Annotated in this window: 28 protein-coding genes and 1 CRISPR repeat array; of the genes, 13 read left to right on the top strand and 15 right to left on the bottom strand. The window is 51.9% G+C overall.

The genetic code is table 11. The annotated features are described in order from the left end of the window. Positions 1-4 precede the first annotated feature (4 nt). Positions 5-532, bottom strand: coding sequence for a hypothetical protein (locus tag EPA93_RS37170; RefSeq protein WP_129892368.1), 528 nt, complete (start codon positions 530-532; stop codon positions 5-7). Between the two features lie 9 nt (positions 533-541). After that, entirely contained in the window at positions 542-703 is a 162-nt protein-coding gene (locus EPA93_RS48740) for a hypothetical protein (RefSeq protein WP_165423654.1), read from the bottom strand. Between the two features lie 748 nt (positions 704-1,451). Here EPA93_RS48740 and EPA93_RS37165 point away from each other — a divergent pair. Then, entirely contained in the window at positions 1,452-2,720 is a 1,269-nt protein-coding gene (locus EPA93_RS37165) for a metal-dependent hydrolase family protein (protein WP_207229298.1), read from the top strand. 134 nt (positions 2,721-2,854) lie between these two features. On the opposite strand, the gene EPA93_RS37160 is transcribed toward EPA93_RS37165, so the two are convergent. Together EPA93_RS37160 and EPA93_RS37155 are read right to left on the bottom strand one after the other, a co-directional pair. Further along, positions 2,855-3,379, bottom strand: a complete 525-nt coding sequence (locus tag EPA93_RS37160) for a YceI family protein (protein WP_129892367.1) — start codon at positions 3,377-3,379, stop codon at positions 2,855-2,857. A 281-nt stretch (positions 3,380-3,660) separates the two neighbouring features. After that, positions 3,661-4,275 carry a YceI family protein gene (locus tag EPA93_RS37155; protein WP_242527217.1) on the bottom strand — a complete coding sequence of 205 codons (615 nt, stop codon included), beginning with the start codon at positions 4,273-4,275 and terminating at the stop codon, positions 3,661-3,663. Between the two features lie 211 nt (positions 4,276-4,486). On the opposite strand from EPA93_RS37155, the gene EPA93_RS37150 reads away from it, so the two are divergent. Beyond that, entirely contained in the window at positions 4,487-5,560 is a 1,074-nt protein-coding gene (locus EPA93_RS37150) for a dipeptide epimerase (protein ID WP_129892366.1), read from the top strand. A 134-nt stretch (positions 5,561-5,694) separates the two neighbouring features. After that, the gene (locus EPA93_RS37145) at positions 5,695-6,114 is read left to right on the top strand and encodes an ester cyclase (RefSeq protein ID WP_129892365.1); all 420 of its coding nucleotides are present in this window, start codon (positions 5,695-5,697) and stop codon (positions 6,112-6,114) included. A 198-nt stretch (positions 6,115-6,312) separates the two neighbouring features. Here EPA93_RS37145 and EPA93_RS37140 read toward each other — a convergent pair whose 3' ends face one another. The 5 genes from EPA93_RS37140 to EPA93_RS48735 form a co-directional block, all read right to left on the bottom strand. Continuing rightward, positions 6,313-6,597, bottom strand: coding sequence for a hypothetical protein (locus EPA93_RS37140; protein ID WP_129892364.1), 285 nt, complete (start codon positions 6,595-6,597; stop codon positions 6,313-6,315). 53 nt (positions 6,598-6,650) lie between these two features. Beyond that, entirely contained in the window at positions 6,651-7,088 is a 438-nt protein-coding gene (locus EPA93_RS37135) for a response regulator (protein ID WP_129892363.1), read from the bottom strand. After that, a complete protein-coding gene (locus EPA93_RS37130; protein WP_129892362.1) occupies positions 7,085-7,336 on the bottom strand; it encodes a hypothetical protein in 252 nt (83 codons plus the stop codon). The genes EPA93_RS37135 and EPA93_RS37130 overlap by 4 nt, the downstream gene beginning before the upstream one ends. A 65-nt stretch (positions 7,337-7,401) precedes the next feature. Next, positions 7,402-7,647, bottom strand: coding sequence for a hypothetical protein (locus tag EPA93_RS37125; RefSeq protein ID WP_129892361.1), 246 nt, complete (start codon positions 7,645-7,647; stop codon positions 7,402-7,404). A 94-nt stretch (positions 7,648-7,741) separates the two neighbouring features. Then, positions 7,742-7,888, bottom strand: a complete 147-nt coding sequence (locus EPA93_RS48735) for a hypothetical protein (RefSeq protein WP_165423653.1) — start codon at positions 7,886-7,888, stop codon at positions 7,742-7,744. Between the two features lie 276 nt (positions 7,889-8,164). On the opposite strand from EPA93_RS48735, the gene EPA93_RS37120 reads away from it, so the two are divergent. The 3 genes from EPA93_RS37120 to EPA93_RS37110 all read left to right on the top strand — a co-directional run bounded on the left by EPA93_RS37120 (position 8,165) and on the right by EPA93_RS37110 (position 10,810). Further along, positions 8,165-8,392, top strand: coding sequence for a helix-turn-helix domain-containing protein (locus tag EPA93_RS37120; protein WP_129892360.1), 228 nt, complete (start codon positions 8,165-8,167; stop codon positions 8,390-8,392). Between the two features lie 337 nt (positions 8,393-8,729). Beyond that, entirely contained in the window at positions 8,730-9,947 is a 1,218-nt protein-coding gene (locus EPA93_RS37115; RefSeq protein ID WP_129892359.1) for a helix-turn-helix domain-containing protein, read from the top strand. 146 nt (positions 9,948-10,093) lie between these two features. After that, positions 10,094-10,810, top strand: a complete 717-nt coding sequence (locus EPA93_RS37110) for an alpha/beta fold hydrolase (protein WP_129892358.1) — start codon at positions 10,094-10,096, stop codon at positions 10,808-10,810. Positions 10,811-11,000: 190 nt separating this feature from the next. Here the strand turns inward: EPA93_RS37110 and EPA93_RS37105 are convergent, their stop codons facing one another. Both EPA93_RS37105 and EPA93_RS37100 read right to left on the bottom strand, forming a co-directional pair. After that, on the bottom strand, positions 11,001-11,441 hold the full coding sequence (locus EPA93_RS37105) for a GNAT family N-acetyltransferase (RefSeq protein ID WP_129892357.1): 441 nt from the start codon (positions 11,439-11,441) through the stop codon (positions 11,001-11,003). Positions 11,442-11,808: 367 nt separating this feature from the next. Further along, a CRISPR array of direct repeats spans positions 11,809-12,879; the repeat unit is 37 nt; unit sequence GTTACAGAGGCGTGATCCGGTCTGAGGATACTGCAAG. A gap of 156 nt (positions 12,880-13,035) precedes the next feature. Continuing rightward, the gene (locus EPA93_RS37100; protein ID WP_129892356.1) at positions 13,036-13,635 is read right to left on the bottom strand and encodes a TetR/AcrR family transcriptional regulator; all 600 of its coding nucleotides are present in this window, start codon (positions 13,633-13,635) and stop codon (positions 13,036-13,038) included. A gap of 209 nt (positions 13,636-13,844) precedes the next feature. Between EPA93_RS37100 and EPA93_RS37095 the strand changes: the two genes are divergently transcribed. Continuing rightward, a complete protein-coding gene (locus EPA93_RS37095) occupies positions 13,845-14,840 on the top strand; it encodes an LLM class flavin-dependent oxidoreductase (RefSeq protein ID WP_165423652.1) in 996 nt (331 codons plus the stop codon). A gap of 335 nt (positions 14,841-15,175) precedes the next feature. On the opposite strand, the gene EPA93_RS37090 is transcribed toward EPA93_RS37095, so the two are convergent. Beyond that, entirely contained in the window at positions 15,176-16,258 is a 1,083-nt protein-coding gene (locus EPA93_RS37090) for an alpha-hydroxy acid oxidase (protein WP_129892354.1), read from the bottom strand. A 327-nt stretch (positions 16,259-16,585) separates the two neighbouring features. Between EPA93_RS37090 and EPA93_RS37085 the strand changes: the two genes are divergently transcribed. Continuing rightward, entirely contained in the window at positions 16,586-17,101 is a 516-nt protein-coding gene (locus EPA93_RS37085; RefSeq protein ID WP_129892353.1) for a DinB family protein, read from the top strand. Positions 17,102-17,300: 199 nt separating this feature from the next. Here the strand turns inward: EPA93_RS37085 and EPA93_RS37080 are convergent, their stop codons facing one another. Next, positions 17,301-18,152: a helix-turn-helix transcriptional regulator gene (locus EPA93_RS37080; RefSeq protein ID WP_242527216.1), complete on the bottom strand. Its 852-nt coding sequence runs from the start codon at positions 18,150-18,152 to the stop codon at positions 17,301-17,303. Positions 18,153-18,312: 160 nt separating this feature from the next. Here EPA93_RS37080 and EPA93_RS37075 point away from each other — a divergent pair, with 160 nt between their 5' ends. Beyond that, positions 18,313-18,621, top strand: coding sequence for a hypothetical protein (locus EPA93_RS37075; protein ID WP_129892351.1), 309 nt, complete (start codon positions 18,313-18,315; stop codon positions 18,619-18,621). 109 nt (positions 18,622-18,730) lie between these two features. Here EPA93_RS37075 and EPA93_RS37070 read toward each other — a convergent pair whose 3' ends face one another. Continuing rightward, positions 18,731-19,240 carry an Lrp/AsnC family transcriptional regulator gene (locus EPA93_RS37070; protein WP_129892350.1) on the bottom strand — a complete coding sequence of 170 codons (510 nt, stop codon included), beginning with the start codon at positions 19,238-19,240 and terminating at the stop codon, positions 18,731-18,733. Between the two features lie 171 nt (positions 19,241-19,411). Between EPA93_RS37070 and EPA93_RS37065 the strand changes: the two genes are divergently transcribed. From EPA93_RS37065 to EPA93_RS37055, 3 genes are all read left to right on the top strand, one after another. After that, entirely contained in the window at positions 19,412-19,840 is a 429-nt protein-coding gene (locus tag EPA93_RS37065; protein WP_129892349.1) for a TIGR03618 family F420-dependent PPOX class oxidoreductase, read from the top strand. Positions 19,841-19,942: 102 nt separating this feature from the next. Next, positions 19,943-20,368 carry a nitroreductase family deazaflavin-dependent oxidoreductase gene (locus EPA93_RS37060; protein WP_242527215.1) on the top strand — a complete coding sequence of 142 codons (426 nt, stop codon included), beginning with the start codon at positions 19,943-19,945 and terminating at the stop codon, positions 20,366-20,368. Between the two features lie 616 nt (positions 20,369-20,984). Then, a complete protein-coding gene (locus tag EPA93_RS37055; RefSeq protein ID WP_129892348.1) occupies positions 20,985-21,557 on the top strand; it encodes a dihydrofolate reductase family protein in 573 nt (190 codons plus the stop codon). A 114-nt stretch (positions 21,558-21,671) separates the two neighbouring features. Here EPA93_RS37055 and EPA93_RS37050 read toward each other — a convergent pair whose 3' ends face one another. Beyond that, positions 21,672-22,226, bottom strand: a complete 555-nt coding sequence (locus EPA93_RS37050) for an AAA family ATPase (protein ID WP_129892347.1) — start codon at positions 22,224-22,226, stop codon at positions 21,672-21,674. Positions 22,227-22,614: 388 nt separating this feature from the next. On the opposite strand from EPA93_RS37050, the gene EPA93_RS37045 reads away from it, so the two are divergent. Continuing rightward, a complete protein-coding gene (locus tag EPA93_RS37045; protein WP_129892346.1) occupies positions 22,615-23,286 on the top strand; it encodes a TMEM175 family protein in 672 nt (223 codons plus the stop codon). Positions 23,287-23,348: the final 62 nt, after the last annotated feature.

Raw genomic sequence — 23,348 nt, 5'->3', positions numbered from 1 at the left:
ATCACTACTTCTTCCCATCCAGGCGCAGCATTTCAATGAGCCCGATGGACTGTAAATCGCGGGCAGCCTGCTCTACATCATCGGATGGGCAGGAAAGCATATCGCTTATCTTGGCGATACTTTTCGTGCCATCAGCCAGGGCAAAGACATGCCTATGCAAATTTGGCCAGGAGAGCATCTGCTGCGGGTCCACTTGCAGGCCAGTGCGCCGGGGAAGCGAGGTATATATCCCTTCTCGCTGAACAGGAGGCAGCGTCGGGGGCGTGAGTTGTGTGCTGCCAGGCGTAAATGTCCAGCCTAAACGCAGCGTTCCCAGGCGAGCCAGAGCCTCTTCGGCCTCTTTCCCCGCAAGAGACCAACCGCTCCTTCCACGCAGCGCGCACCAGCTAATGCGTCCTTGCTGCAAGGTGATCTCAATCTGACATTCCTCACGCCTGTTCACAATTCCACCCGGCGCGGTAGTCGAGAGCTTGCCTGTTTTCCGATGAGCTGCCATGACCTGTTTCATCGTCGCAAAATCAAGCCTGTACACGACTTTCCCTCAAGAAGTGAGGCGAGAGGCTCGTTGACCTCTATCTCTCACGTGGAGACAGGGACGTTGAGCTGGCTCCATAAAGACCGGGATCTCTTGATAGAGGGGCACAGTTGAAGCGATTAATTGCCATGAGGTATGTTCTAATGAACTAAAAATAAAGGTAAACATGGATTCCCTTCCTTCAAATAATGACCAGTCAAATAGATGATAGGTAGACCACATGCTTTTATCAGAGGGCGGGCAGGATGTTTAGTTGGTCTTCCTGATGCCTGCGAGCATGCCCTACTACGGCTGCTTGAGTTCCTTCTCAGATTGTTGGTATGCCTCAGAAATTGTCACAGCAACATATTTTCATAACCTCTCCTCTCGCAGACATATTCGTCCCCCAATTGTCAGAGAGTGAAGGGTAGAAAATGAGTTTCATATGTATAGAGTAAACAACATACAAAACTTATATTTTTATACATATGCAACTTGATACTTACGATATAACTAAAAATATCCTTGTTGTCTCAAGAGCTCTACATCTTATGAGGATCATTGAGACATGTTAAATGTCTTACCCGCTTACATACTAACACAGGACAAAATGCCCCGTCAATTAAAATAAAGTTATTTTATACATTTTTAATTTCTGGCATAATTTTATAGTAAAGATATGCAACCACACACTTATCCCAGGTAACAGGTTTAGTCGGTAAAACGGTATTTTTACTTATTAATGTATTGCTCTTTACAAGCATGCCTGGGCATCAAATAAATGTGTGAAGGAAGGGGAACTAGAAACAAGCGGGCTTGCTAATTATCTCCATGAGGATATAATACATAGTAATTGTTCGAGCCCTTAAGTATCTCGAACAATCTCTCTACTCACTGGAAAAATCCAGCCCACCACACAGAAGGAGTACTGACAAGTATGCTGGCAATCACCAATGCAACGATTATTGATGGCACAGGTAATGATCCTATCGAAAATGGCACATTGCTCATTGAGGGCGAACGGATCAGTGCAGTTGGTAGCTCAAATCAGGTTAGCATACCAGGCTCGGCTACTGTTATCGACGCTCAGGGCGCCAACGTTCTGCCAGGCCTGATTGATACTCATGTTCACTTCTTAATGGAATATCCCAATGTCGTGAACAATCTACTTACCCCTCCCTCCCTACGTCTCCTGCTGGCCGTTCCCCGCATGCGCGCAACGCTTGATGCCGGCATCACCACTGTACGCGATGCCGGGGGCACACCTGCAGGCGTTAAAATGGCGGTCGAGCGCGGCGTAGTGGCTGGGCCGCGTATGCAGGTTTCGGTCTCTATCCTTAGCCAGACTGGCGGTCATGGCGATGGCCATTACCCTTGCTGCGTAGATCTCGGTCTCGCTGGCAAGTTTGCCGATGTGCCCCGCGGCGTTGTCGATGGCGTAGAGGAGGTTCGTAAGGTTACGCGCGAAATATTGCGCGCCGGTGCTGACTGGATTAAGCTTGCCACCTCTGGCGGCGTGCTCTCGACGGCCGATGCCCCCACCTCTTCACAGCTCACCGTTGATGAGATCGCGACAGCCGTCTATGAGGCTGCCGCACAGGAGAAGCGCTGTATGGCTCATGCCCAGGGCACACAGGGCATTAAGAATGCGATCAAAGCAGGTGTGGCCTCTATTGAGCATGGTATTTATCTTGACGACGAAGCTATCGAGATGATGCTTGAAAAGGGTGTCTATCTGGTACCAACGCTGTTAGCGCCTATGGCCGTGAGCAAATATTCAGCCCAGCATCCCGATATCGTTCCACCAATGATGGCCGCCAAGTCCAACAACGTGATGGAGAGCCATGTACGCAGCTTCGAGCGGGCCGTAAAAGCCGGCGTTAAGATCGCGATGGGAACGGATTCGGGCGTTGGCAAGCATGGGGAAAACAGCCAGGAGTTGCCCCTGATGGTCAAGTATGGTATGACTCCTATGCAATCTATCCAGGCCAGTACGCTGCATGCTGCCCGCTTACTGCATCTAGACCAGCAGTTGGGCACGCTTGAGGTAGGCAAGTTGGCTGATGTAATTTTGGTAGATGGGGATGTGCTCAGCGATATCAAGCAGATAGGCGATCCGGCCAATGTGAAGCTGGTCCTAAAGGGTGGCCAGGCCGCTAAAAATCTGCTGTCAGAGCAGGTACCACTACTGGCCGGCCTGAGGTAAAGAGCGCACATGCTAGCGCTGAGAACGCTTATTTCATAGCCACTTGCAGTTCAAGTGAGTGCAACTACCAGAGAGGAGAAGCGCACTCACTTGCCCAACAGTATACAAAGTTCGGCTCGTCAGCGCTCAATCCCTTATCCCTGGCAGACCGCCGATAATTCAATCTCGATAGTTACCTCTTCACCTACCAGAACTCCACCTGCTTCCAGGGCCTGATTCCAGTTCAAGTCCCAATCCTTACGGTTAATTTTAGTAATTGCGCTCAATCCCGCTCTCTGCTGACCCCAGGGATCTTTGCCCAGCCTGGCATAGCGCGCCGTGAAGACTGCCTCTCTGGTCACACCATGCATGCTAAGGTTGCCGGTTACTTTATACTCTTCGGCTCCTACATGCTCTACTCTGGTGCTCTTAAAATTGATAGTTGGGTATTTCGCAGCATCAAAGAAATCGGCGGAACGCAAGTGGTTATCGCGATTCTCGTCGTTAGTATCGATGCTGGCCACATCTACCTGAGCATCAACCCAGGAATTGGCAGGATTCTGCTCATCTATGTTCAGTTGTCCGCTCAAGACTTTAAAACGCCCCCTGACGGTTGTGAACATCATATGTTTGACGGCAAACGTGGCTTGTGAGTGCTTGGTATCGATCTCCCAGGCCATAACAAAGCTCCTCCTTCTAGTAAATCTGCTGAGAAATAGTAAAGATTGTATTCACCGAAATCAAGCATAACACACCTTACTTTCTTAAGTCAAGCAACTAACTAAAGCTTAGCAATTTGCGCGTTAGCTTGAGGGAAGGAAGGCTATGCCAGATCACAGGATTTTGCAGCTAACGTAAATACGCCTGCTAAGTCCATAATCGGATATTTAGCAGGCGTATTCAGGACGGGAAGGTGCGATGTGCCAGGGCACTCTCTATCTCAAGAGCTGTTGCATTTGGCTTACTTCTGGACGGCTTCCAGGTCGATCTCGATCTTGACTTCCTCGCCGACGAGGACTCCGCCGGTCTCCAGGGCAGTATTAAAGGTCAGGCCAAAATCGCGGCGATCAATCTTGCCTTTGGCGCTCAGGCCGGCGCGTGTGCCGCCCCAGGGATCTTTGCCCTGGCCGCTATATTCGGCCTTAAATATTACCTCTCTGGTTACGCCGCGCAGGGTGAGATTACCCAATACTTTATATTCGTCACCATCAATGTGTTCTACTTTTGTGCTCTTAAAATTGATGGTTGGGTATTTCTCTACCTCCAGGAAATCCCCGGTGCGCAAGTGGTTATCGCGATTCTCGTCGCGCGTGTCGATGCTTGCGGCATCAACTTCGGCCTCAATCCAGGAATTGTCAGGATTCTGCTCATCTATATGCAGCTGCCCACGCAAGACGTTAAAGTGTCCTTTAACAGTACTAATCATCATGTGTTTAACCGCAAAGGTAGCTTGCGAATGTGCTGCGTCAATTTCCCAGGCCATGGTATAGGTCTCCTCTTCTTTGACCGATGTGCCTCGATCAGTAGTGCTTTTGTAATCATTTAAATTGTAGCACCATCGTCTTACTTTTGTCAAGTTACTAATCTTTGATAAGTAAACGTTGAACAGAAGAAAGATCACTTCTCTTATGATATAATTTGCTCGCGATATTGATAAGTATCGATATAAGAAATAAGTACATATGCCACAGAAGCATTGGCGCGATCGCAAGATTATTGAGCAGTTTATCAATTATCGCGAGTAGAGCTTGCCCATGAGGTTAGCCAGGGATACGAAAGGATTTAGCATGTCAGGCACTACGATTAAATCTATAAACGTTGAACCACTCAACATTCCGCTTTTGGAGCCCTTCACGATCGCTACGGGGAGCGTGAATTCGGCCCGCAATGTGCTGATCACTGTGACGCTGCAGGATGGTAGCCGGGGCTATGGCGAGTGCGCGCCCTTCCCTCCCAGCACTGGAGAGTCGCAAGAGACAGCGCTAGCGGCGGCGCAGGGCTGTGCGGAACTGCTCAAGGGGCGGGATGCGGCCCACTGGCGCGTGCTCGCTAAGCTTATGCGCAGTGTATTTTATAGCCAGACGACGGCCTGCGCGGGCATGGAGATGGCCTTACTCGATGCCCTGACGCGCTCGTATGGCATCCCGCTCTATACGTTCTTTGGTGGCGCTAGCTCGTTTGTTGAGACGGATATGAGCATTCCGATTGTGACGCCTGAGCGCGGCTATGAGCTGGCAAAGGAGACGGTTGAGCGCGGGATTACGAGCATTAAGATTAAGGTTGGCAGTGATCTGCGCGAGGATGTGGAGCGTGTGGAGGCCATTCGCAGCGGGGCGCCCAATCTGCCCTTGACTCTGGATGCCAATCAGGGCTATACGGCTAACGAGGCGCTGCTCTGTCTTGAGGCTCTTGATGATCACGATATTCGCCCGATCCTCATGGAGCAGCCGGTGCATAAGGATGATTATGAGGGCCTGCGCTATGTGACGCAGCATACGACGGTTCCGGTAGCAGCCGATGAGAGTGCTGCCAATTCTGCAGCGGTGGCGCGCTTGATCGGCATGGGTGCGGCAAACGTAGTAAATGTGAAGCTGATGAAATCGGGTATCGTGGATGCGCTGGATATTGCGGCTCTTTGCCGGGCTCATCACATTCAGCTGATGGTTGGGGCGATGATCGAGTCACGCCTGGCGAGCAGTATGGCGGCGCATCTAGTGGCCGGCCTTGGCGGCTTTAGCTTTGTCGATCTTGACACGCCGATGCTGCTGGCTGAAGATCCCTTCACGGGCGGCTATGAGCAGCGCGGGGGAATTTATGATCTCTCCAGCGTGAAAAGCGGCCTGGGTATCGAGCTTAAATAGCCTGCTACTTCACGCAGGGAGGCTCAAACTAGTCTGAGCGTTGCGCAGGGCTGCCTTATTTGTGAGCTCGTGTAAGCCGAAGCATTGCAGAGGATCATTATTCGGGCAACGGGCTCACACAAGGAGATGCATCTATGTCCATAGATCAAATCAAAGAGGTTGTTCGCCGCTTCAACATTGAGGTCATTCAGGAAGGCAACCTGAACTCTTTCCAAGAGTTAATGGCCTCTGACTTTATTAATCATTCAGCTCCGCCTAATCAGCCAAATGGGCCGGAAAGTATGTGGAACACCTTCCAAAACGTGCTTCGGCCAGCGCTGTCGAACCTGACAGTGACTATCCTTGATCAGGTGGCTGAAGGCGACAAGGTTACTACACGAAAGACTATCACCGGTGTGCACACCGGGGTCTTGCTGGGAGTTGCGGCAACCGGGCGGCCAGTGACGATTGAAGTCATCGATATCGTTCGTGTGAGGGACGGGCGTTATTCAGAGCACTGGGGCATTAATACCTTGCCCACCGTACTTGCTCAGCTCAAGCAGGGTTCAGCTTAATCAAACCTCTGCGGATTGCTATGTCAGGCGGAGTGAAGTGACGCCATCGAGCAAGGGACAAGCAACAAAGCAGTGCCGTGCTTTCGCCTCAAGATCCCGCCTTGAGCAAATTTGCCAAAATGGCTGACAACCATCTGCTCTGCCCCACAGCCCTGACCTCGCGCCGGAGGCCAGGGCAACGCTCAAAGGGGAAACACTTCAGGAGTTCTCTTGCTGGTGCTCCTCAATGACTTCTCCGGTTTCGTCGTCAACCAGGCGCGAGCCCGGGTACCTTCGCCGGTAGAGGAGGAAACCGTGGGGACAGCAGCGCAGGCGTTCGAGCTTCCAGGCAAAGGGCGCGAGCTGCTCCAGACGGTGTTCGGCTCTGATCCGCGCCTGCGCTTCATCGACAGCATAGACTCGTACCAGCTGGCTCCAGTCCCGCATGTCTTCACCGGCGGGCACAGCGCCCACGACCCACAAATATTCACGATGCTGCCCCATACCTCTCTCTCCTTCTCCACTAAGAGTAACTGCATGTTGAACTGTCGCAATGCTCAAGGCCAGAGAACCTCCTCTGCAAGCGGCGGCGAGCAATAGTGGCCAGCCAGGGTGAGGATCTGCTGCGTGGTGCTCGGCTTGGCCAGGTAGCCCTCGATGCCGATCAAGCGTGCTTTCAGGCGGTCAAGAAGACCGTTGCAGCGCGTGTGCAGAACCAGGACCGTACCGGCATAGGCTGCCTGTTTGCGTAAGTGGCTGGCCACCTGGTAGCCGTCCATGCGCGGCATCACCAGGTCCAGGAAGATCAGCCGTGGCACGGGACCACCACCATGCAGCCAGCGCAGCATGCTCACCCCATCGGGGAAGGCACGCACAAGATAGCCCTCACGCCGCAAGGTATATTCAAGGATCTTGCGCACAGTAGGCGAATCGTCGGCGACAAGAATCGAGCCCACCGCCGGCTCCAGGGCTGGCAACAAACAGACAGGCTTCATGGCTCCGCTCCCTCCTGTTTCTCCGCAGGCAGATCCAGCACATACATGTGGCATGTTTTGTCATAGTGGTACGCTACCTGGTAGTGGTCAAGCCAGGCCACACACGCCCTGATCGTCTCCGTCAATTTCTCCTTCTCGTAGGCCAGCTGCGCGATTGGTAGCACCATCTTGGCTCGGCTCAAGGCATCCAGCACGATCAGTATGGTTTGTCGCGACGGCTTGAGGCCGCCCTGTTCAGCATTCTTCATGCGCAAAATCCTTTCTCTTCACGGCTCTCTTCACTCATCCATTCAAGGCTGCTCTATGAGCTTTCTTAATAAGCACCTGACATACTGTTGTGCAGAGAAGCAGGTGGAAGATAGCAGCGCTGCACTTGATCGAAACGAAAGGGGATGCGCCAATGCAAGAGCCATTTGTAATACTGATAGAAGGTGGTGGTGAGCTGCACGCGTATGTGCGAGGGGAGTGAAGTATTGTAGGCGCGATAGGCCTGATTGAGTTGACCCAAAACATAGAGTACCTGGTTGGTAAGTGGTTGTTGCTTCTTTTCTTCCATCATCTATCCTCCCTGACTTCTTCTCTGATTGAATATGCGGATAGAGCAAAATCATGCTGTCCGCGTATGTTGTGCTTTTGCTATCTCCTGTAAGCTTCTATGCGCAAACGTTATGCTGATGGGCGGCCTGGATTACAGGCAAGCCGCGTGCATATTGAATGGGGGTTACGAAGCGATAGGTGCAGGCCTGGGTAGCGTTCCAAACTGCGCCAGGTAGCTTTCGGGTGGGTGCTGACTTCTTCATCCTCATATCTACTTTCCTTACCAATATCAATTGTAGTGTAATATCCGCTTTTCTTCTTGACCCGCAACAGGGCTACGAAAGAACTAGCTCGATTATCGGACGCACTAGAGTTGACCTGTTGCCGTTAGCGTTTCATATCGATATCTCAATTATAACCACTGGAATATATCCACGCAATAGTAAATTCGTACTTTTTATCGCGCGATAGAGTACCAGCTATTCTTATCCGCGCACTTCTTTTACACTGAATGACATTATAGGAAAGAGGCAATAGAAATGTTACGTTTACGCGTGAAAGAAGTCGCGCAAGACAAAGGACTCTCTCAGGGCAGGCTCTCACGCAAAGCCAACGTAGATCCAACTACCTTACGCAGGATCTATCATGATCCTTTTACAATCATTACCACGGAGACTCTGGCCCGCCTGGCCGAAGCTTTGAATGTACCGGCGGCAGAGCTGATAGAAGATGTGCCTTCGGCATCACAAGGTGAAAATCAGCAATAGCAGTTGTGTAATTCTCTCATCTTGATATCTCCTCAACTTGCCCATATCCAGCAAGAGCTTGCCGTGAAGGGTACGCTGGGGCTCGCGCCCCAGACCCTCGGTTAAGGGCTCGCCCTTAACAATCCCTTTTCTGATAAAGTGGAAAGTCCTGTCTTCTCATCTATGCTGATTTTCTTCCCTCATTTGCTGTGATACAATAAACATTAGCAGTAACTGCAAATATAGTATCTGTTTTTACTAGAGCCGTAAACGCTCTGTTCAGGTCGTATAGCAGCTCGTAGTGATTTTGAGGGGAAAGGAAGACACGTACCTGGAAGTGCGTGCAGAGCAAGATAGTATGGCATTTCATTACGGACAGATCATCAAAGAGTACCGCGAACGCCATAAGATGACGCAGGCGAAACTTGCCGAATTGTGGCCGAAAAAAGATGGTGGAGTTGGCGTCAACACGCGCTATGTCCAGGATGTAGAGTATGGCAGCAAAAAGATCGATGATCAAGGGACACTACGCAAGCTAGCAACTCTGCTTGAGATCCCGCTGTGGAGATTCGGCTTATCCGAGTACGATCCGTTCAATCCGGCCTCACTTCCCGGCGCTGGGGTCAAGCTCTATAACGAAACTCTGGACGTCACCGAAGGCTTCATCAAGCAAACCTTGGCTATGCGCCGAACCGCCTCCTTGCCTGAGGTTCAGCGTAGCGCGCAAAGCTTGCAGCGCCTCTTTGACTATTTCTCGACCTATACGCCTCCCTCCACGCGCTTAGAGCCACGCTTCTTAAGTCTCTATGCCCAGGGACAATCCTTACAGGGCTTGATGTATTTTGAGCACCGCCAATACGCGCAAGCCCTTGAAACGTTCGAAGCGATGTACGCAACCTCTCAGCAGCTCGGCGATCCTGTATTACAGGTCCATGCCTTACAAAAGCTAGCCGTGGAATTGAATCGCGCCCGGCGCAAGCAAGAAGCCGTGCAAGCCATGGAAGAGGCGCGCGATCTTTCGTTTAAAGCCAGCAAATATGTCGCTGCATTTGCAAATGCTTATCTTGCCCATATCTATGCGGCAGCTGGCGAGGCACTGCGTTTCGAGCGAGCCATAACTACCGCTCAGTCGCTGGCCGCTTCCCTTGGCAGCAGTTATGGCGACGGAACTGATTTTGTGGTCCATAAAATGAGCAGCATTCTCCAGTTGCGCAGCCGTGGCTATTTGCGAATTGGCGAACCGCGCAAGACGCTTGCCTTGCATGACGAGCTGCGGAGCCAGATTCAGCAAGATAGCAATCTCTGGCTGGATTTTCGCCTCCAACTGTATCGCGCCAAAGCGTATTTGATGCTGCACGACGTTGAGGCTTGCCTGGAAGCAGCCCGCGAGTTTTTCCGTGATGTTGTAGATTGGCGTTCGCCTCATCGCTTATCGCGGGGAGATGAATTGCTACGTGAGCTTGAAGCGGCGGGCTATGGAGAACTCAAGGCTGTGAAAGAGCTCAAAGAGGAGTTACGGGAAGCGGCCAGAAATATGGCCTCGCATCAGCAAAATAAAACTGATGCCCGAGATTGATTCTCTAGCCTCTCTCAAGGTAAATTACTTTGTGTTCGAAAATCTCCCCTCTTTTGCGCAAGGGATGCTGGCTACTCCGCCCTTGACAGAAGGGCCAGCCCCGAAAGATACTAGATGGAGAAGAAGTATCTCACGCAGGAGGACAGATGATGGCAACCTACGTCTTTGTCGCGGGGGGCGGCTGGGGTGGCTTTATCTGGAGAGAGGTGGCTTCACGCTTACGAGGGCACGGACACGAGGCCTTTACGCCCACGCTCACCGGAGTGGGTGAACGGGTGCACCTGGCATCGCCACAGATTGATCTGGAGACCCATGTGCAGGATATCCTCGGCGTGCTGGAGTATGAGGACTTGCACAAAGTGATCCTTGTGGGCCATAGCTATGGAGGAACCGTGATCACCGCAGTGGCGGAACGAGTGCCAGAACGGCTGGCTCAGTTGGTCTACCTGAATGGCTTGATTCCCCAGGATGGGCAATCAGCCTGGGACGTGACCGATCCAGGTTTGAGAGCCAGGATGCAACAGCGTGTTAGAGAGCAGGGAGATGGCTGGCGGCTGCTGCCTCCTCCAGGCGCCCCGGCCAGAATCACAGCCCATCCTTTTAAACCTCTGACACAGCCGCTGACGATTCAGAATCCTGCAGCGGCTCGGCTCCCTCATACCTTTGTGTACTGTACGCAAATTCGCGTGAAGGGGAAGCTGACCATTGACGCGATCGCTGCACGCGTGCGAGCAGAGGGCTGGCACTTCTACGAGGTCGAAGCCGATCATATGGCGATGGTCACGGCGCCAAAGGCGGTGACAGATATCCTCCTGGAAATCTCGGAAGCTCCCTGGCTCAAGTCATCCAGAGAGACTGTATGAGCACTGCATCTCTCCCGCTGGATTCGCTCGTTAAAAATATGTTGAAGCATTGCTTGGCCGTTTTTCGCTCTGGCAAAGAGCCTTGTCAATCCAGCATTACCGGCTGGCAAGTAACAAATTTTTCTGTGTACTGTATCAGAAAAGAGATGCAGGCCGAACATCCATTTTTTAGGTGTGGACAGCTTTCTCTCTAGAGGACTTTCACCATTGTGTAGTAGCTGGAGCCTGGGGGATAATCTTCTATCATCCCGACGACTTTGTAGCCGTGGCGCTCGTAGAAAGTGCGAGCCTGGAACTCGAAAGTGGTCAACAACACCTTGCTTGCGCCTCGTTCTCTGCCAATTTGCTCAATCTGCGCAAGCACTGAGCTCCCCAGGCCTTGACCTCGTAGCGTTTCTGATAGCCAGAAATCTTTGAGCTCCAGCCAATTCCAATAGAGATCAGCAGAGATACCGCCCTGCCATTGGCCTGCGCTATCCACGACCATAATACGCACAGGCGTTATTGCCCCTTCAGCCCTGGCCTGGTTGTGCGGGGGCGAATGCTGATAATTGAACTCGTTAATCCGCTCGTTTAGATACGCAGCAAATTCAGGCTCTGCTTCAAACGAAGTCTTGAGCTGGTAATCCATAGATGGTTTCTTTGATCCTTCCATGATCTTATTCTATCACTCTTTACTTGCTATCATCCAGGTTCACAAGGGTATAGCCAGGACTTTCCCATTCTGGTTTTTCCCACCTCACTACTATTGGGCAGGAAGAGGTACGCTGGGGCTCGCGCCCCAGGCCCTCGGTTAAGGGCAGGCCCTTAACAATCCCTTTTTTGGAGAGTTGGAAAAACCTATCTTTGGACAAAAAACGATTTTCGAAACTGGCAGTTCTATGTTATACTGAAAAGTGGAAGCGGCTGGGAACACACGGCGCTACAATGCCCAGGAAAGGGTCTTGGGCGTGCAAAATGGGATAAACATATTCCCACCTGCGCAACAACAGGCCCCGGTAACAGAGGCTTCTTCCGTCTTGAGGATACTGCAAGAAGACACCTGCTATTAAGATCGCCTCAGGCACCTCTAGGTTACAGAGGCTTCTTCCGTCTTGAGGATACTGCAAGTTCCATTTCAAGGAGCTGGTAGCATGCAGGAGATGGCGTTACAGAGGCTTGATCCGTTCTGAGGATACTGCAAGAGTCCGCTGTAGGAAGGCAGTAGTATATGAAAGTGCATGTTACAGAGGCTTGATCCGTTCTGAGGATACTGCAAGGGAAATATTAGCCATCTCGTGCTTAATGTTGTTAAGGTTACAGAGGCTTGATCCGTTCTGAGGATACTGCAAGCTTGATTCTTGTATGGTCAACCAACTTGTATTGTGGTTACAGAGGCGTGATCCGGTCTGAGGATACTGCAAGGGTACAAGCTGGACAGAGCTTCCACCGTTGTACTAGTTACAGAGGCGTGATCCGGTCTGAGGATACTGCAAGTCTCGCATTGTGCAGCCGTGAGCTGCACTGTACTTTCGGTTACAGAGGCGTGATCCGGTCTGAGGATACTGCAAGACATAAAAGAGAAAGGCGCTAGAATAGAGAGGATGGCGTTACAGAGGCTTGATCCGGTCTGAGGATACTGCAAGTAGACAGGTTCTGGAACATTGCGCGGAATATAGAGCAGTTACAGAGGCGTGATCCGTCCTGAGGATACTGCAAGGGGTGTTCTTGTTCTCCACCAGGATCAGACCGTGCTGTTACAGAGGCGTGATCCGGTCTGAGGATACTGCAAGTTCCTGGCGCTGGTAGGGGTGGCTCTGCTCTTTCGTCGTTACAGAGGCGTGATCCGTCCTGAGGATACTGCAAGGCTTTCCTATCAAGGCAGCTATCTGTTCAATAGTCAGGTTACAGAGGCGTGATCCGTCCTGAGGATACTGCAAGAACCTTGCTTAGGACCTCATGTGAAGTATCTGGCGTTGTTACAGAGGCGTGATCCGGTCTGAGGATACTGCAAGTTGCATTACAATGTAGTAAAAGCTGTTCTCGAAGAATAGTTACAGAGGCGTGATCCGGTCTGAGGATACTACAAGCGCATTTGGGGATGGATTGCGCTCTAGAGCTTTCCTAACTCTCTTTAGCGCTTTCTAGCTTTCATAAAAAAGGGATTGTTAAGGGCCCTGCCCTTAACCGGGGCCTGGGGCGCGAGCCCCAGAGTCTCCTCACTAAATAAGCGAAAAGCCAGCTCCCTACCTGGAGCCTGGCCAGGCCTTCATAGTAGTGTCCACGATCGCCAGCAGAGCCTCGCGAGAAGCCCCATCATTCGCCTCGGAGGATAGCCCTCGCAACACAGCATAATAGAAATTGGCCAGCACCTCCACATCGCAGCCCGGATCAAGCTCACCGGCAGCAATACCTTGCTGAAGACGTTTCTTAATGCGCTCCTTATGTTCTTGCCGGCAAGCTCGCAAATAGTCCTGAATAGCAGTATTCCCTGGCGAGCTGCCCTTGGTTCCCAGATCAATTAAGCAGCCCCTGGGCTGATCCGGCGTGGTATAGCTGATGGCCGCACCCCGCAACAGAGCCTCAATAGCCCCACGCGTACTCGGCTCAGCAAAAGCTTGCTGCCAGTAAGGCGCACGCTCCAGATTATAGAGCTCCACAACCTCACGAAACAGCGTATCCTTTGAGCCAAAGGCGGCATACACGCTTGGCGCACACAGATCCCCCATCGCCTCCCTGAGTTGGGCAATGGTCGTACCCTCATAGCCGTTTTCCCAAAACGTCAGCAGCGCCTTGCGTAAGGCCTCATTGCGGTCAAAGCCTGGTCGCGGCCCTCTTTTCGCCATGCAATCCTCTCCCAAAACTTTTTCGCCATTAATTATAACACACGTTACATATTTCATTGACATCGTAGGGCCAGAGCCTTACAATAGAAAACATATAACGATCGTTATAAGATAAACCACGGTTATCGTCGGCCCTCTTCGGCATGTTTTGGGCTCGCTGAGTAACCAGGAAGTTTTTGTACATGTGTGAGAGAAAGGATAAAAAAACGATGGTTCAAGAGCAAGCTGCTACCCAGATTAGCGCTACGACGCGACCCCTACGCGAGCGCGTTGGCATCTCAATCAAAAACGGCCTCAAGGCCAGATACACAGTACAAGAGGTAGTCGAGAGTATTCAAAAGGCGGAGGCGGCTGGCATCCAACAAATCTGGATGCCTCAGATCGGCCCGCTCGACACCCCGACGATCTTTACCGCCGCTGCGCTGCAGACCCAACAAATCCGCTTCAACGTAGGAGTTGTACCAACCTATACGCGCCATCCGCTGATACTGGCGCAACAGGCGCTCGCCTTTGATCAGGTTGCCCCTGGCCGTCTGCGTCTGGGCATTGGGTCCAGCAATAAAGTCCTCATCGAAGACGTGTACGGTGTGCCTATGGGCAAGAAGCCACTGTCACAGACCAGGGAGTACATGAGCGTTCTCAGAGCGGCCATTGAAACAGGGCAGGTTGAGTATCAGGGAGAATTCTTTCAGGTTCACTATCACGAGGAGACTACAGCCAGCATTCCCTTAATTATTTCGGCCCTTGGCGAGAAGGCCTTTGAAACGGCGGGAGAGATCTCCGATGGAGCCCTGCCCTGGTTGGCGCCGATTCCCTATCTCCTTGAAAAGGCATTGCCCGCGCTCAAAAAAGGTGCTCAGTCTCAGCAGCGCCCGGCTCCGCCCATTATCGCTGGTGTGCTGGTAGCGCTCAGCGAAGATCAGCAGGCGGTCCAGCGTGCAGTGTTACAGCAGATCGAGCACTATTTAGGCCTGCCCTATTATATACGCCTGTTTGCCAACGCTGGTATTCCCCTCGGGCCCGATGGAACCGGCAGTGAAGAGCTTATTTCGGCCCTGGTGGCGCAGGGAAGTGCGGCAGCGGTAGAGCAGCGGCTCCGCCAGATCCTGGCCACAGAAATAGGCGAGCTCAATCTGACCCTGATTCCTGTCGTAGATGAGCAGAAAGAGTACGCTCAACTCCTGCGCATCATCGGCAATCTATAAGTTTTTCCGCAGGGATAGAAGCCATAGCATGCTCGAAGGAGAGAAGCTTAGAGGCTGCAAAATCGCCCTTCCTCTCTGCCTCTAAGCATGCTCAAGGCTCCTCTTCGCGCATCACGCCTCAACCTAACCCCTCGCTTCAGTCGCGCTCAGTTTGCCTGGCAGCTTCTTCTGCTCAAGCTTCGCATCCATTGCTCGCTCCTTCTGGGTCTTGAGCATTCTCGGTGATAAAGATAGGCCCGCGAAGAAAGGGTGCACACAACGGCGAACTTTAGTGCATGATACAGAAAGCAGAGCAGCTCTTAGCTGCCTGCTCACTGCGTGGCAGCTAGCAGCCTCTAGAGACTTGCAGGTTCCCGGCTCCCAAAGGTTCCCCTTTGCCGAACCAATGAGCTATGGATCTGTTTCACACCAGGACAGCCGGCCAGGGCCATGGCAGTTTCCAATTCCTGCGAGAGAATAGATAGGACATGCCTGACTCCCTGTTCTCCGTTGACTGCGAGTCCCCAGAGCACCGGACGACCGACGAGAACGGCCCGCGCTCCCAATGCTAAGGCTTTCAAGACATCGGTTCCCCGGCGAATGCCTCCATCCAGATAGACCTCACAGCGCCCGGCTACCGCCTCGATCACTTCGGGAAGGGCCATTAGCGCAGGCACAGAGCCGTCGAGGCGTCGGCCTCCATGATTCGATACAATCAGTCCCGCCACTCCATGTTCCAGGGCAAACCGAGCATCTTCGGCGGTGAGAATTCCCTTCAGGACAATGGGAAGGGAGGTAAGAGACCGCAGCCAATCGAGCATCTCCCAGGTTACAGCATCCTGGATAAGCGCCTTGTCTCCCTCCGTTGCCCGCGGATCGATAAACTCTGCCTCGTCATAATTGCCAAAGGGAAAACCAGCAAAGCCGTTGCGCCAATCGCGCTCACATCGAGCAGGACGCGGAGAGTCAACCGTGAGCACCAGTGCCTGGTAGCCTGCAGCTTGTGCCCGCTGGACCACATGGCGCGTCTGCGCTCGGCTACGAACATAGAGCTGGAGCCAGCGTGGACCTGTGGCTTGCTGAGCGATTTCTTCAAGGCTTCGTGTGGAAAACATCGCCACGACCATCAAAGTTCCGGCAGCTCCGGCTCCTCGCACCGTCGCCAATTCGCCTTCGGAATGCGCAAGGCCTTGCCCTCCCGTTGGAGCGACAAGAACTGGCACGCTGATGGGAGTGCCCAGCACTGTCGTTCGCAGATCACAAGAACTGACATCAACCAGGGCTCGTGGGCGCAACCACACCTGCGCAAAAGCGTCCCGGCAGGCGCGTAACGTCACCTCATCATCACTGCCACCTTGATAATGATCCCACACCGCTGTGTCCAGATGCTCTTGTGCCTGTTTTTCATACTCGAAGAGGTTGAGAGGAGGTAGTACCATCGCATCTTCCTTCCTTGGAGAAATATTGCCGAGTGCGGCATCTGTAGGCCATATCTCACGAGTATACCATTCCTGGCTCACCTGCCATGCTTGCTTCTCACAGAAGAAAATATAGAGCCCAAACATTGAACGCTTGAGCCGAAGAGTGGGCCCGTCAATTGTAAATTTGAGTGGTCAGCATATAGCTTTTTATACCAGGTGCACAGAAAAAGTGATTACAGATTTGATAAAGAGCAAGATCGAAGAAGTTTTGGCCCTTGTTTCATGCTATAATTGTTCACGCTTCGCTCATGGAAGTACATCATTATAAGCAAGGAACAGAAATATATGGCAGAACAGGCATCTCCGCTTGTCACGTTTTATAAACTCGGCTGGGAGAACCACCATCAAGCTCTGGTCAAAACCATCGCCCAGCTTTCAGCTGAACAACTTGCCAACAACCTTGTTGCCGCTCATTACATTTCAATCGGCGAGCTTCTCGCCCATATGATCGCTGCGCGCATCACCTGGTTCTGCGGGTGGATGGGGGAAGGAAAAGCCGCGAGGGAACAATGGCATGAGGTGCAAAGCAGGACCGATCCTGCTGAACTTATCGCTATATTTGAGAAGACCTGGCAGGTAATCTCTTCTGCTATGGACCGCTGGACTTCCACTGACCTGGAACAGCTTATTTTACCCCCGGCTTCTCATCAGGCATGGCTACGGGCTAAGGGACTAGAAGAAGAGCCACCCCATACCCGGCAGTGGATTATCTGGCACGTCCTTGAACATGAGATTCATCACGGGGGCGAGCTTTCCCTGGCCCTGGGAACACATGGCCTTGACGATTTCTACACCTGGTAAGCAGCAAATATTTCTCTATTGGCCTGACGCCGCAAGAAAGTTCTCAGCTTTCTGCCTAGAAGCTACCAACCTGCGAGGGCGGTGGTCTGCTTCCAGAATCTCTCTTCCAGCAACGATCTGGCAGCAATCAGCATTCGTGCTCAGTGAGGGATCAGATTATGCCCATAAAGATGCAAACCGCTTTAGTTTTTCGAGAGCATCAGGCGTGATTGCTTAACATAGACGATTGAGAAAGCTGCTCCAACTTTGCCGCGGTCTTCGTGCCAGAAACAGGAGTATAGATAATCATCTGCAGATCCGGGCGATCTACCACCTGGAAGGTCCGGGGCTGCAGCTCCAACAATCCCACCAGGGGATGCTTCAGCTGCTTTTGCTCAGTTTGCCTCCCCTGAATATCATGGCGAGGCCACCACTCACGAAACTCCGGGCTCACCTGGCTCAGTTCATCGATGAGTTGAGTCAACCAGGGCTCTCCGATATAGCGTTGAGTACTGCCCCGAAAGAAGGCAAGGGTGTGTTGTGCTGACGCTTCCCAATCCACAAACATTGTGCGGTAGTACGGATCGGCAAAGAGTAACCAGAGAAGATGGCGCTCGCGAGACGTCAGCGCACCGATATCGCCAAATGCATGGCACGCCGCCTGATTCCAGGCCACGATATCCCAGCGAGGATTCAAGACCCAGGCCGGATAGATACCCATAGTATCTAGAATGAGTTGGAGATCCGCATCAATCGTCTGGGTCAGAGGGAAAGGATCAGCAGGCACCTGCTGACGTGCGAGAATGAATAGATGGGCGCGTTCATCTGCATCCAACTGTAAGGCGCGGGCCAGGCTCTCCAGGACCTGCGCTGACACGCTGATCGCCCGCCCTTGTTCCAACCAGGTGTACCAGGTTGCCCCAACGCCTGCAAGCTGCGCAAGCTCCTCCCTGCGCAATCCTGGCGTTCTGCGACGTAAGCCCGCGGGGAAACCGGCTTGCTGTGGAGTAATGCGCTCGCGGCGAGTCCGCAAAAACTTGGCCAATTCCTCACGTCGTTCTTTCTCGCTCATCGCTTTCATCCCTCATCCTGGTAGATTTTATTCCGGAATATTTTGACTCCTGGTTCTTGAAGAGAAACGCTGGCATGATTCTATCACACGCGGCACTCGCCCTCATTATGGGCAGTGGCGCACCATTTTCATAACAGCCGAACAAGGAGAAAGTAAACGTATGGTTTTGACAATCATTCTCGCACTCATGGCAGGCTTCTGGTCAACCAACGGCATTCCCCATTACTTGACTGGAATTTTGGGCCAGGAAGCCCCAACGCCCTTTGGAAAATCCTCTGTGGTCAATTTGTTTGAAGGCTATGCTGCGTTTCTCATCGGAGGCGTCTTCTGGTACCTTACCTGGCTGCAACAGGGCAATCCAGTGCTCGTCTTCATCTCGGCGGCTATTGGAGCGCTAGCCGTGGATCTCTTTCACGCCCATTATTGGCGTGCCGGCATTGGCGCGGCTTTTCGGCGCGAAAAAGCATAGCCGTGTGACGGGCTCCCATCTAGCTAGAGGGAGAAGTGAAACTGCCGGCGTTCAGGCCACAAGGATGGCAGATATGAATGTGCAGGGAGGCCTTAGAGGACAAGGAGGTCTACTGCACATTCCAACTTTGATTCGTGGGGGGATGTGCATCCATCTCCGGCTGTTCCTGATCAATGATCCGATGGGTCAGCACATTGGACGTTATGATGTTGGTGATCTGCTCTCCATATCTGCCTAAGCGTTCATTGAGGGCTTCTAGATGTGGCAGTGAAGAGACGGCCACTTTGAGCAGGGCGCAATGGTTTCCACTCAACTTGTACATCTCCAGCACTTCCGGGAATTGTTCGGCGCTCCCCGTTTTGAAGAGGCACATGCCGGGTGCACAGCGCAACTGGATAAAAGCCTGTACAGGCAGCCCAACCCTGGTTGGCTCTACCCGAGCTCCATAATCGGTGAGGATGCCGGCTTCCTCTAATCTGCGCACCCGCTCGGCCGTGCTGGGACTTGATAAGCCAACGCGCCGCCCGAGCTCATTGAAGGAGAGCCGCGCGTCCCGCTGCAGCTCGCGCAATATCTTCCAGTCTGTACTATCAAGAGGTTTTTCTGATCGCAACGTCATGGGCCATTTTTTCCTTTCGTCCTTTGAAAAATATAGCATATTTCCTTTCACTTTTCATTTACCTGCTTCCCTTTTCCCTGCTATCCTAAAAGCAAGAAAAAGCTCGTGTAGGTCCCGTTAGGAACGCCTGAAAGCGCGTTGAGCCACAACGAAGAGAAAGCAGGTTAAGCCATGATTCCGCAAGATATGTACGATCTTCTTAGGCAGCGCAATCCCGCTATTGTAGGTGTCGACCGCCCGTCAGGAAGTCCGCACCTCAGCCCGGTATGGTTTCTATGGGGGGACGATTCCTTCTACTTCCGCATAGATAAGAGCACGGCGAAATATCGTCATCTTAAGCGCAATCCCGCCATTTCTCTGCTGATCAATGATCACACTGGCTTTAGATTTCTTACAGTTTACGGGCAGGCGCAAATTATGGAGGACAATCCCGCAGATATAGCGGCTCAGATAGTCCACAAATATTACGCTCCGGCCTTGGCTCCTGAGCGAATGCCCCCGGAGGAGGAGCCGGATGTAGTGACCATCAAGCTGCGCCCTGAAAAGGTTGTGGCTATCGTAGAAGAGATTGCCCGCGAAGCAGCTAATTCCTGGTCTTAATATGCTTAGCATCAAGGTTTCTCGCCGCTACATACAAACAAGCCCGGGTGAAGCTTGTCTATAGATGCAGGCAGAGCCAGGCATGTTTTTCAGAAAGGAATAATGATGCAAAGTCAAAAAGAATATAATCAGAAAGTCATCGCGGAGTTTCACGCCAACGGAGGAAAGGTCGCGGATTTTGGCTCGACTCCTTTAATTCTACTCACCACTATTGGAGCAAAGAGTGGGCAAGAGCGCATCACTCCTCTGGCCTACACTATCGATAACGATCGCTTCATTCTCATTGCCTCCGATAAAGGTAGTCCTGTTCACCCCGGATGGTATCACAATATCCTTGCGCAACCACTGGTAACGGTTGAGACCAGTAGTGAGCGTTTCCAGGCTCGCGCAGTGGTCACGGAGGAACCGGAGCGCTCACGCTTATTCACGCAGATGGCCGAACAAATGCCAGCCTTTGCCGAGTATCAGGAGAGGACGAGCCGCAAGATTCCCGTTATTGCGCTGGTGCGACTGGGAACCACTTGCTGATCGCTCAATAGCTGTAATAAGAAAACTACGCGTCCGAAAATTCCCTTGCATTTTGCGCAAAAAACGATTTTCGAAAAGGGCAGCTTTATGCTATACTAAAAAGTGGAAGTGGCAGGAAACGTAGGACGCCAGGATGCCCAGGAAAGAGACTTACACGCCTTCAATGGGAAATCAGCCGTCCACCTACACTACCAGGGGCTGCGGTTACAGTGGCTTCTTCCGCTCTGAGGATACTGCCAGTGCTGCTAGAGATAAATCGTCTAGCGCCTCCTGGCTGTTTAGCGCTTTTCAGTTCTCTAAAAAAGGGATTGTTAAGGGCCTTGCCCTTAACCGAGGGCCTGGGGCGCGTATCCGCTAGGTCGCGGCGCGGCCCCAGCGTACCCCTTCCTAACCGCTCCGCAGTCAAATGGTACAAAAATGAGAACGTGGGATGCCCCATCTGACCATTACAGAAGATTGATCCGCTCTTGATACCTTTCGCCCCCAGAATTTGCCGCCAGCAAACAGATTAGTTGTCCATTTTGTTCAAGACAAGGCTATCAGATCTATGGTATCCTGGCTTCATCGCAAAATCTTTATCAACAAGTAAAAGCCTGAGCATAGAGGAGAAAGAATTATGCGCAAAGTAATTGTCATGATGCACATCTCGCTTGACGGCTTTGCAGTCTCAAACGAAGGAACGGGCCTGGAATGGACCTTCCGAGGCATAAGCGATGAAGTTTCTCAAGCCGCCTACGAAAACATGCGCGACGTAGATACGATCATCTGGGGACGTAGCACCTATCAGGGAATGTACAGTTATTGGCCAACAGTGCCGGCTAATCCCGAAAGTAAGCCAGATGAGATCGAACATGCACACTGGCTAGATCGCACCACCAAGCTTGTGTTTTCAACCACCCTCGAAACAGCCGAGTGGGTCAATTCCAAGCTCATCAAGGGCAATATTGCCGAGGAGATCAACACCCTCAAACGGCAGGAGGGCCAAAATATGCTGATCCTGGGCAGTCCCCGCCTGGCTCATTCGTTTATGGCCTTGAACCTTATCGATGAATATCGCCTCTTCCTGCATCCCGTTACGCTAGGCGAGGGCCTTCCTTTGTTCAAAGAGCAGGCATATCTCAAGCTGAGCGCAACAAAAACTTTTGCCAACGGAGTAGTTCACCTGCGCTATCAACCAGATGCTCAATAGCCTTATGGCTCGCACTCAACAGGATCCGATTGATAGAACATCCGCATAACATATCCCCGGACGGGAGTTTGCGCTGATAGTTCCTTGCATACCGCAAAAGAGCCTACAAGGCTCTCACGACTTACCACGCAGATCTCTCGTCCATTCCGTAATACGCTGCACGCGCTTCATAAGAGAGTCGGGAGCAATTCTTATCAGATCGTAGCCCAGGGAAATATAGCACTCTTCATGGATTTTCTCGAAAACGAGGGCCTCTGCAAAAGTGATCTTTCGCGCCTCCGTAGGTTGGCAGAAGCCAAGGTTCTCTATGAAGAAAACTTGCAGCTGATAAATATTCTCCCGCTCAATTCTCTCGATTTCCTCTAGCAAAGCTGAGCAGGGAGAATATCCCAGATCACGGCTCAGGGCCAGCGTGCAAATTGGCGAGCGATCATACCATTGGAGCGCATCATGCCCTCCCAGGGCTGCGAGTTGTCGCTGTTTCTGCAGCCGCACAATAGTCTCAATGAAGCCGGGATACACCCACGGCTCAGCATTGCCGCTCCTCTGCTCAAGCGCAATTACATCGCTTGCAGCTTCCTCCACAACGCGATAGCCCTGCCTTCTCAACTCATGCAGAATTGAGGTTTTTCCCGAGCCCGGTGTACCGGTAAGAATATATCGCTTCATAAAAGAAATCCTCTCATATACTGTTTCAACTACACAATTTTTACTTTTTTACCCTTTTTACTCATAATATTGCACCAGAGCTAGCCCTGAATATTCGTTTACGGGATAGAAGCGGAACAGCGAAAAAATCAGCAAAACTCACAATATTCCCATATCAGTCTGCTTCTTTCAGTAGAGACAAGGGGAGATGCTATACTTCTGACGGTGGAAGAGTACAAAACGGTTAGGCGTTCATAATCAGAGCGAAGAGAAATCACTCTCGTCAAGGAAAAGACGAGAAACAGAGCGATGATCGCCCTTAAAGTTTTGAGCAGGTAGATGACCTGGCCACCCAGCACATAGCCTTTATTCTATTTTAGATGATGTATAAAAGCAAAAGGAAGTAGACATGAAAAACTTTTACAATCGCATCGCCGGTCAAAATCTTGAACGCCTGGCCGCCCTGTCAGATGGGATTTTCGCCGTCGCAATGACCTTGCTTGTCCTTGACCTGCATACCCCTATTGCTGAGGCCGGTGTCAGGTTTAGCACCCCAGTACTATGGACGCCGCAAGGGATTGACAAAGAGTTAGCGTTACTTGGAGCTTTGGGCAGTCTGATTCCACATCTACTCCCTTATCTTTTGAGCTTTCTCACGCTAAGTATTTTCTGGGTCGGCCAGCAAACCCAACTCAATTATTTCGCGACAAGTAATCGCCACCTCACCTGGCTCCATCTAGCCTTTCTATTAGCGATTTCACTGATGCCATTCTCGACAGGACTCTTAGCAGAATTCATTACATATCGCATTGCTCTAGGCCTGTACTGGCTCCATCTACTATTGCTTGGAGGACTACTTTTAGTGAGCTGGCGCTATGCCCAGCATGCCAGGTTGCTCAAAGAGGAGGTGAGCGCCGATATATGCTCCGCCACCGAGCGCCGCATCATCATCTACCAGATATTTTATGTTCTCGCCGTGCTCCTTGGTGTGATTAATACCTATATCGGGATCATATTCCTGATCTTCCTGCAACTCAACTCGGCTATTGCACCACGGATTGCCTGGTTAGATCGTTTTTAACTGAGGTGAACATCATCAAGTGAGTTCTACCGCGCAAATAGCCTCATTAGCAGGGTTGGCAG

The sequence above is a fragment of the Ktedonosporobacter rubrisoli genome (genome assembly GCF_004208415.1).
GTDB lineage: Bacteria > Chloroflexota > Ktedonobacteria > Ktedonobacterales > Ktedonobacteraceae > Ktedonosporobacter > Ktedonosporobacter rubrisoli.
Note: the sequence above shows the minus strand (reverse complement) of the source record. Positions and strands in the feature narration are given on the sequence as shown.

Coding starts and splice junctions, on each gene's coding strand:
- EPA93_RS37165 (WP_207229298.1), top strand. CDS start 1,452: ATGCTGGCAATCACCAATGCAACGATTATTGATGGCACAGGTAATGAT.
- EPA93_RS37045 (WP_129892346.1), top strand. CDS start 22,615: ATGAAAAACTTTTACAATCGCATCGCCGGTCAAAATCTTGAACGCCTG.
- EPA93_RS37110 (WP_129892358.1), top strand. CDS start 10,094: ATGATGGCAACCTACGTCTTTGTCGCGGGGGGCGGCTGGGGTGGCTTT.
- EPA93_RS37090 (WP_129892354.1), bottom strand. CDS start 16,258: ATGGTACTACCTCCTCTCAACCTCTTCGAGTATGAAAAACAGGCACAA.
- EPA93_RS37050 (WP_129892347.1), bottom strand. CDS start 22,226: ATGAAGCGATATATTCTTACCGGTACACCGGGCTCGGGAAAAACCTCA.
- EPA93_RS37075 (WP_129892351.1), top strand. CDS start 18,313: ATGGTTTTGACAATCATTCTCGCACTCATGGCAGGCTTCTGGTCAACC.
- EPA93_RS48735 (WP_165423653.1), bottom strand. CDS start 7,888: ATGAAGAAGTCAGCACCCACCCGAAAGCTACCTGGCGCAGTTTGGAAC.
- EPA93_RS37105 (WP_129892357.1), bottom strand. CDS start 11,441: ATGGATTACCAGCTCAAGACTTCGTTTGAAGCAGAGCCTGAATTTGCT.
- EPA93_RS37140 (WP_129892364.1), bottom strand. CDS start 6,597: ATGGGGCAGCATCGTGAATATTTGTGGGTCGTGGGCGCTGTGCCCGCC.
- EPA93_RS37130 (WP_129892362.1), bottom strand. CDS start 7,336: ATGAAGAATGCTGAACAGGGCGGCCTCAAGCCGTCGCGACAAACCATA.
- EPA93_RS37120 (WP_129892360.1), top strand. CDS start 8,165: ATGTTACGTTTACGCGTGAAAGAAGTCGCGCAAGACAAAGGACTCTCT.
- EPA93_RS48740 (WP_165423654.1), bottom strand. CDS start 703: ATGTTTACCTTTATTTTTAGTTCATTAGAACATACCTCATGGCAATTA.
- EPA93_RS37150 (WP_129892366.1), top strand. CDS start 4,487: ATGTCAGGCACTACGATTAAATCTATAAACGTTGAACCACTCAACATT.
- EPA93_RS37070 (WP_129892350.1), bottom strand. CDS start 19,240: ATGACGTTGCGATCAGAAAAACCTCTTGATAGTACAGACTGGAAGATA.
- EPA93_RS37145 (WP_129892365.1), top strand. CDS start 5,695: ATGTCCATAGATCAAATCAAAGAGGTTGTTCGCCGCTTCAACATTGAG.
- EPA93_RS37060 (WP_242527215.1), top strand. CDS start 19,943: ATGATGCAAAGTCAAAAAGAATATAATCAGAAAGTCATCGCGGAGTTT.
- EPA93_RS37055 (WP_129892348.1), top strand. CDS start 20,985: ATGCGCAAAGTAATTGTCATGATGCACATCTCGCTTGACGGCTTTGCA.
- EPA93_RS37085 (WP_129892353.1), top strand. CDS start 16,586: ATGGCAGAACAGGCATCTCCGCTTGTCACGTTTTATAAACTCGGCTGG.
- EPA93_RS37080 (WP_242527216.1), bottom strand. CDS start 18,152: ATGAGCGAGAAAGAACGACGTGAGGAATTGGCCAAGTTTTTGCGGACT.
- EPA93_RS37115 (WP_129892359.1), top strand. CDS start 8,730: ATGGCATTTCATTACGGACAGATCATCAAAGAGTACCGCGAACGCCAT.
- EPA93_RS37135 (WP_129892363.1), bottom strand. CDS start 7,088: ATGAAGCCTGTCTGTTTGTTGCCAGCCCTGGAGCCGGCGGTGGGCTCG.
- EPA93_RS37125 (WP_129892361.1), bottom strand. CDS start 7,647: ATGATGGAAGAAAAGAAGCAACAACCACTTACCAACCAGGTACTCTAT.
- EPA93_RS37100 (WP_129892356.1), bottom strand. CDS start 13,635: ATGGCGAAAAGAGGGCCGCGACCAGGCTTTGACCGCAATGAGGCCTTA.
- EPA93_RS37160 (WP_129892367.1), bottom strand. CDS start 3,379: ATGGCCTGGGAGATCGATACCAAGCACTCACAAGCCACGTTTGCCGTC.
- EPA93_RS37065 (WP_129892349.1), top strand. CDS start 19,412: ATGATTCCGCAAGATATGTACGATCTTCTTAGGCAGCGCAATCCCGCT.
- EPA93_RS37095 (WP_165423652.1), top strand. CDS start 13,845: ATGGTTCAAGAGCAAGCTGCTACCCAGATTAGCGCTACGACGCGACCC.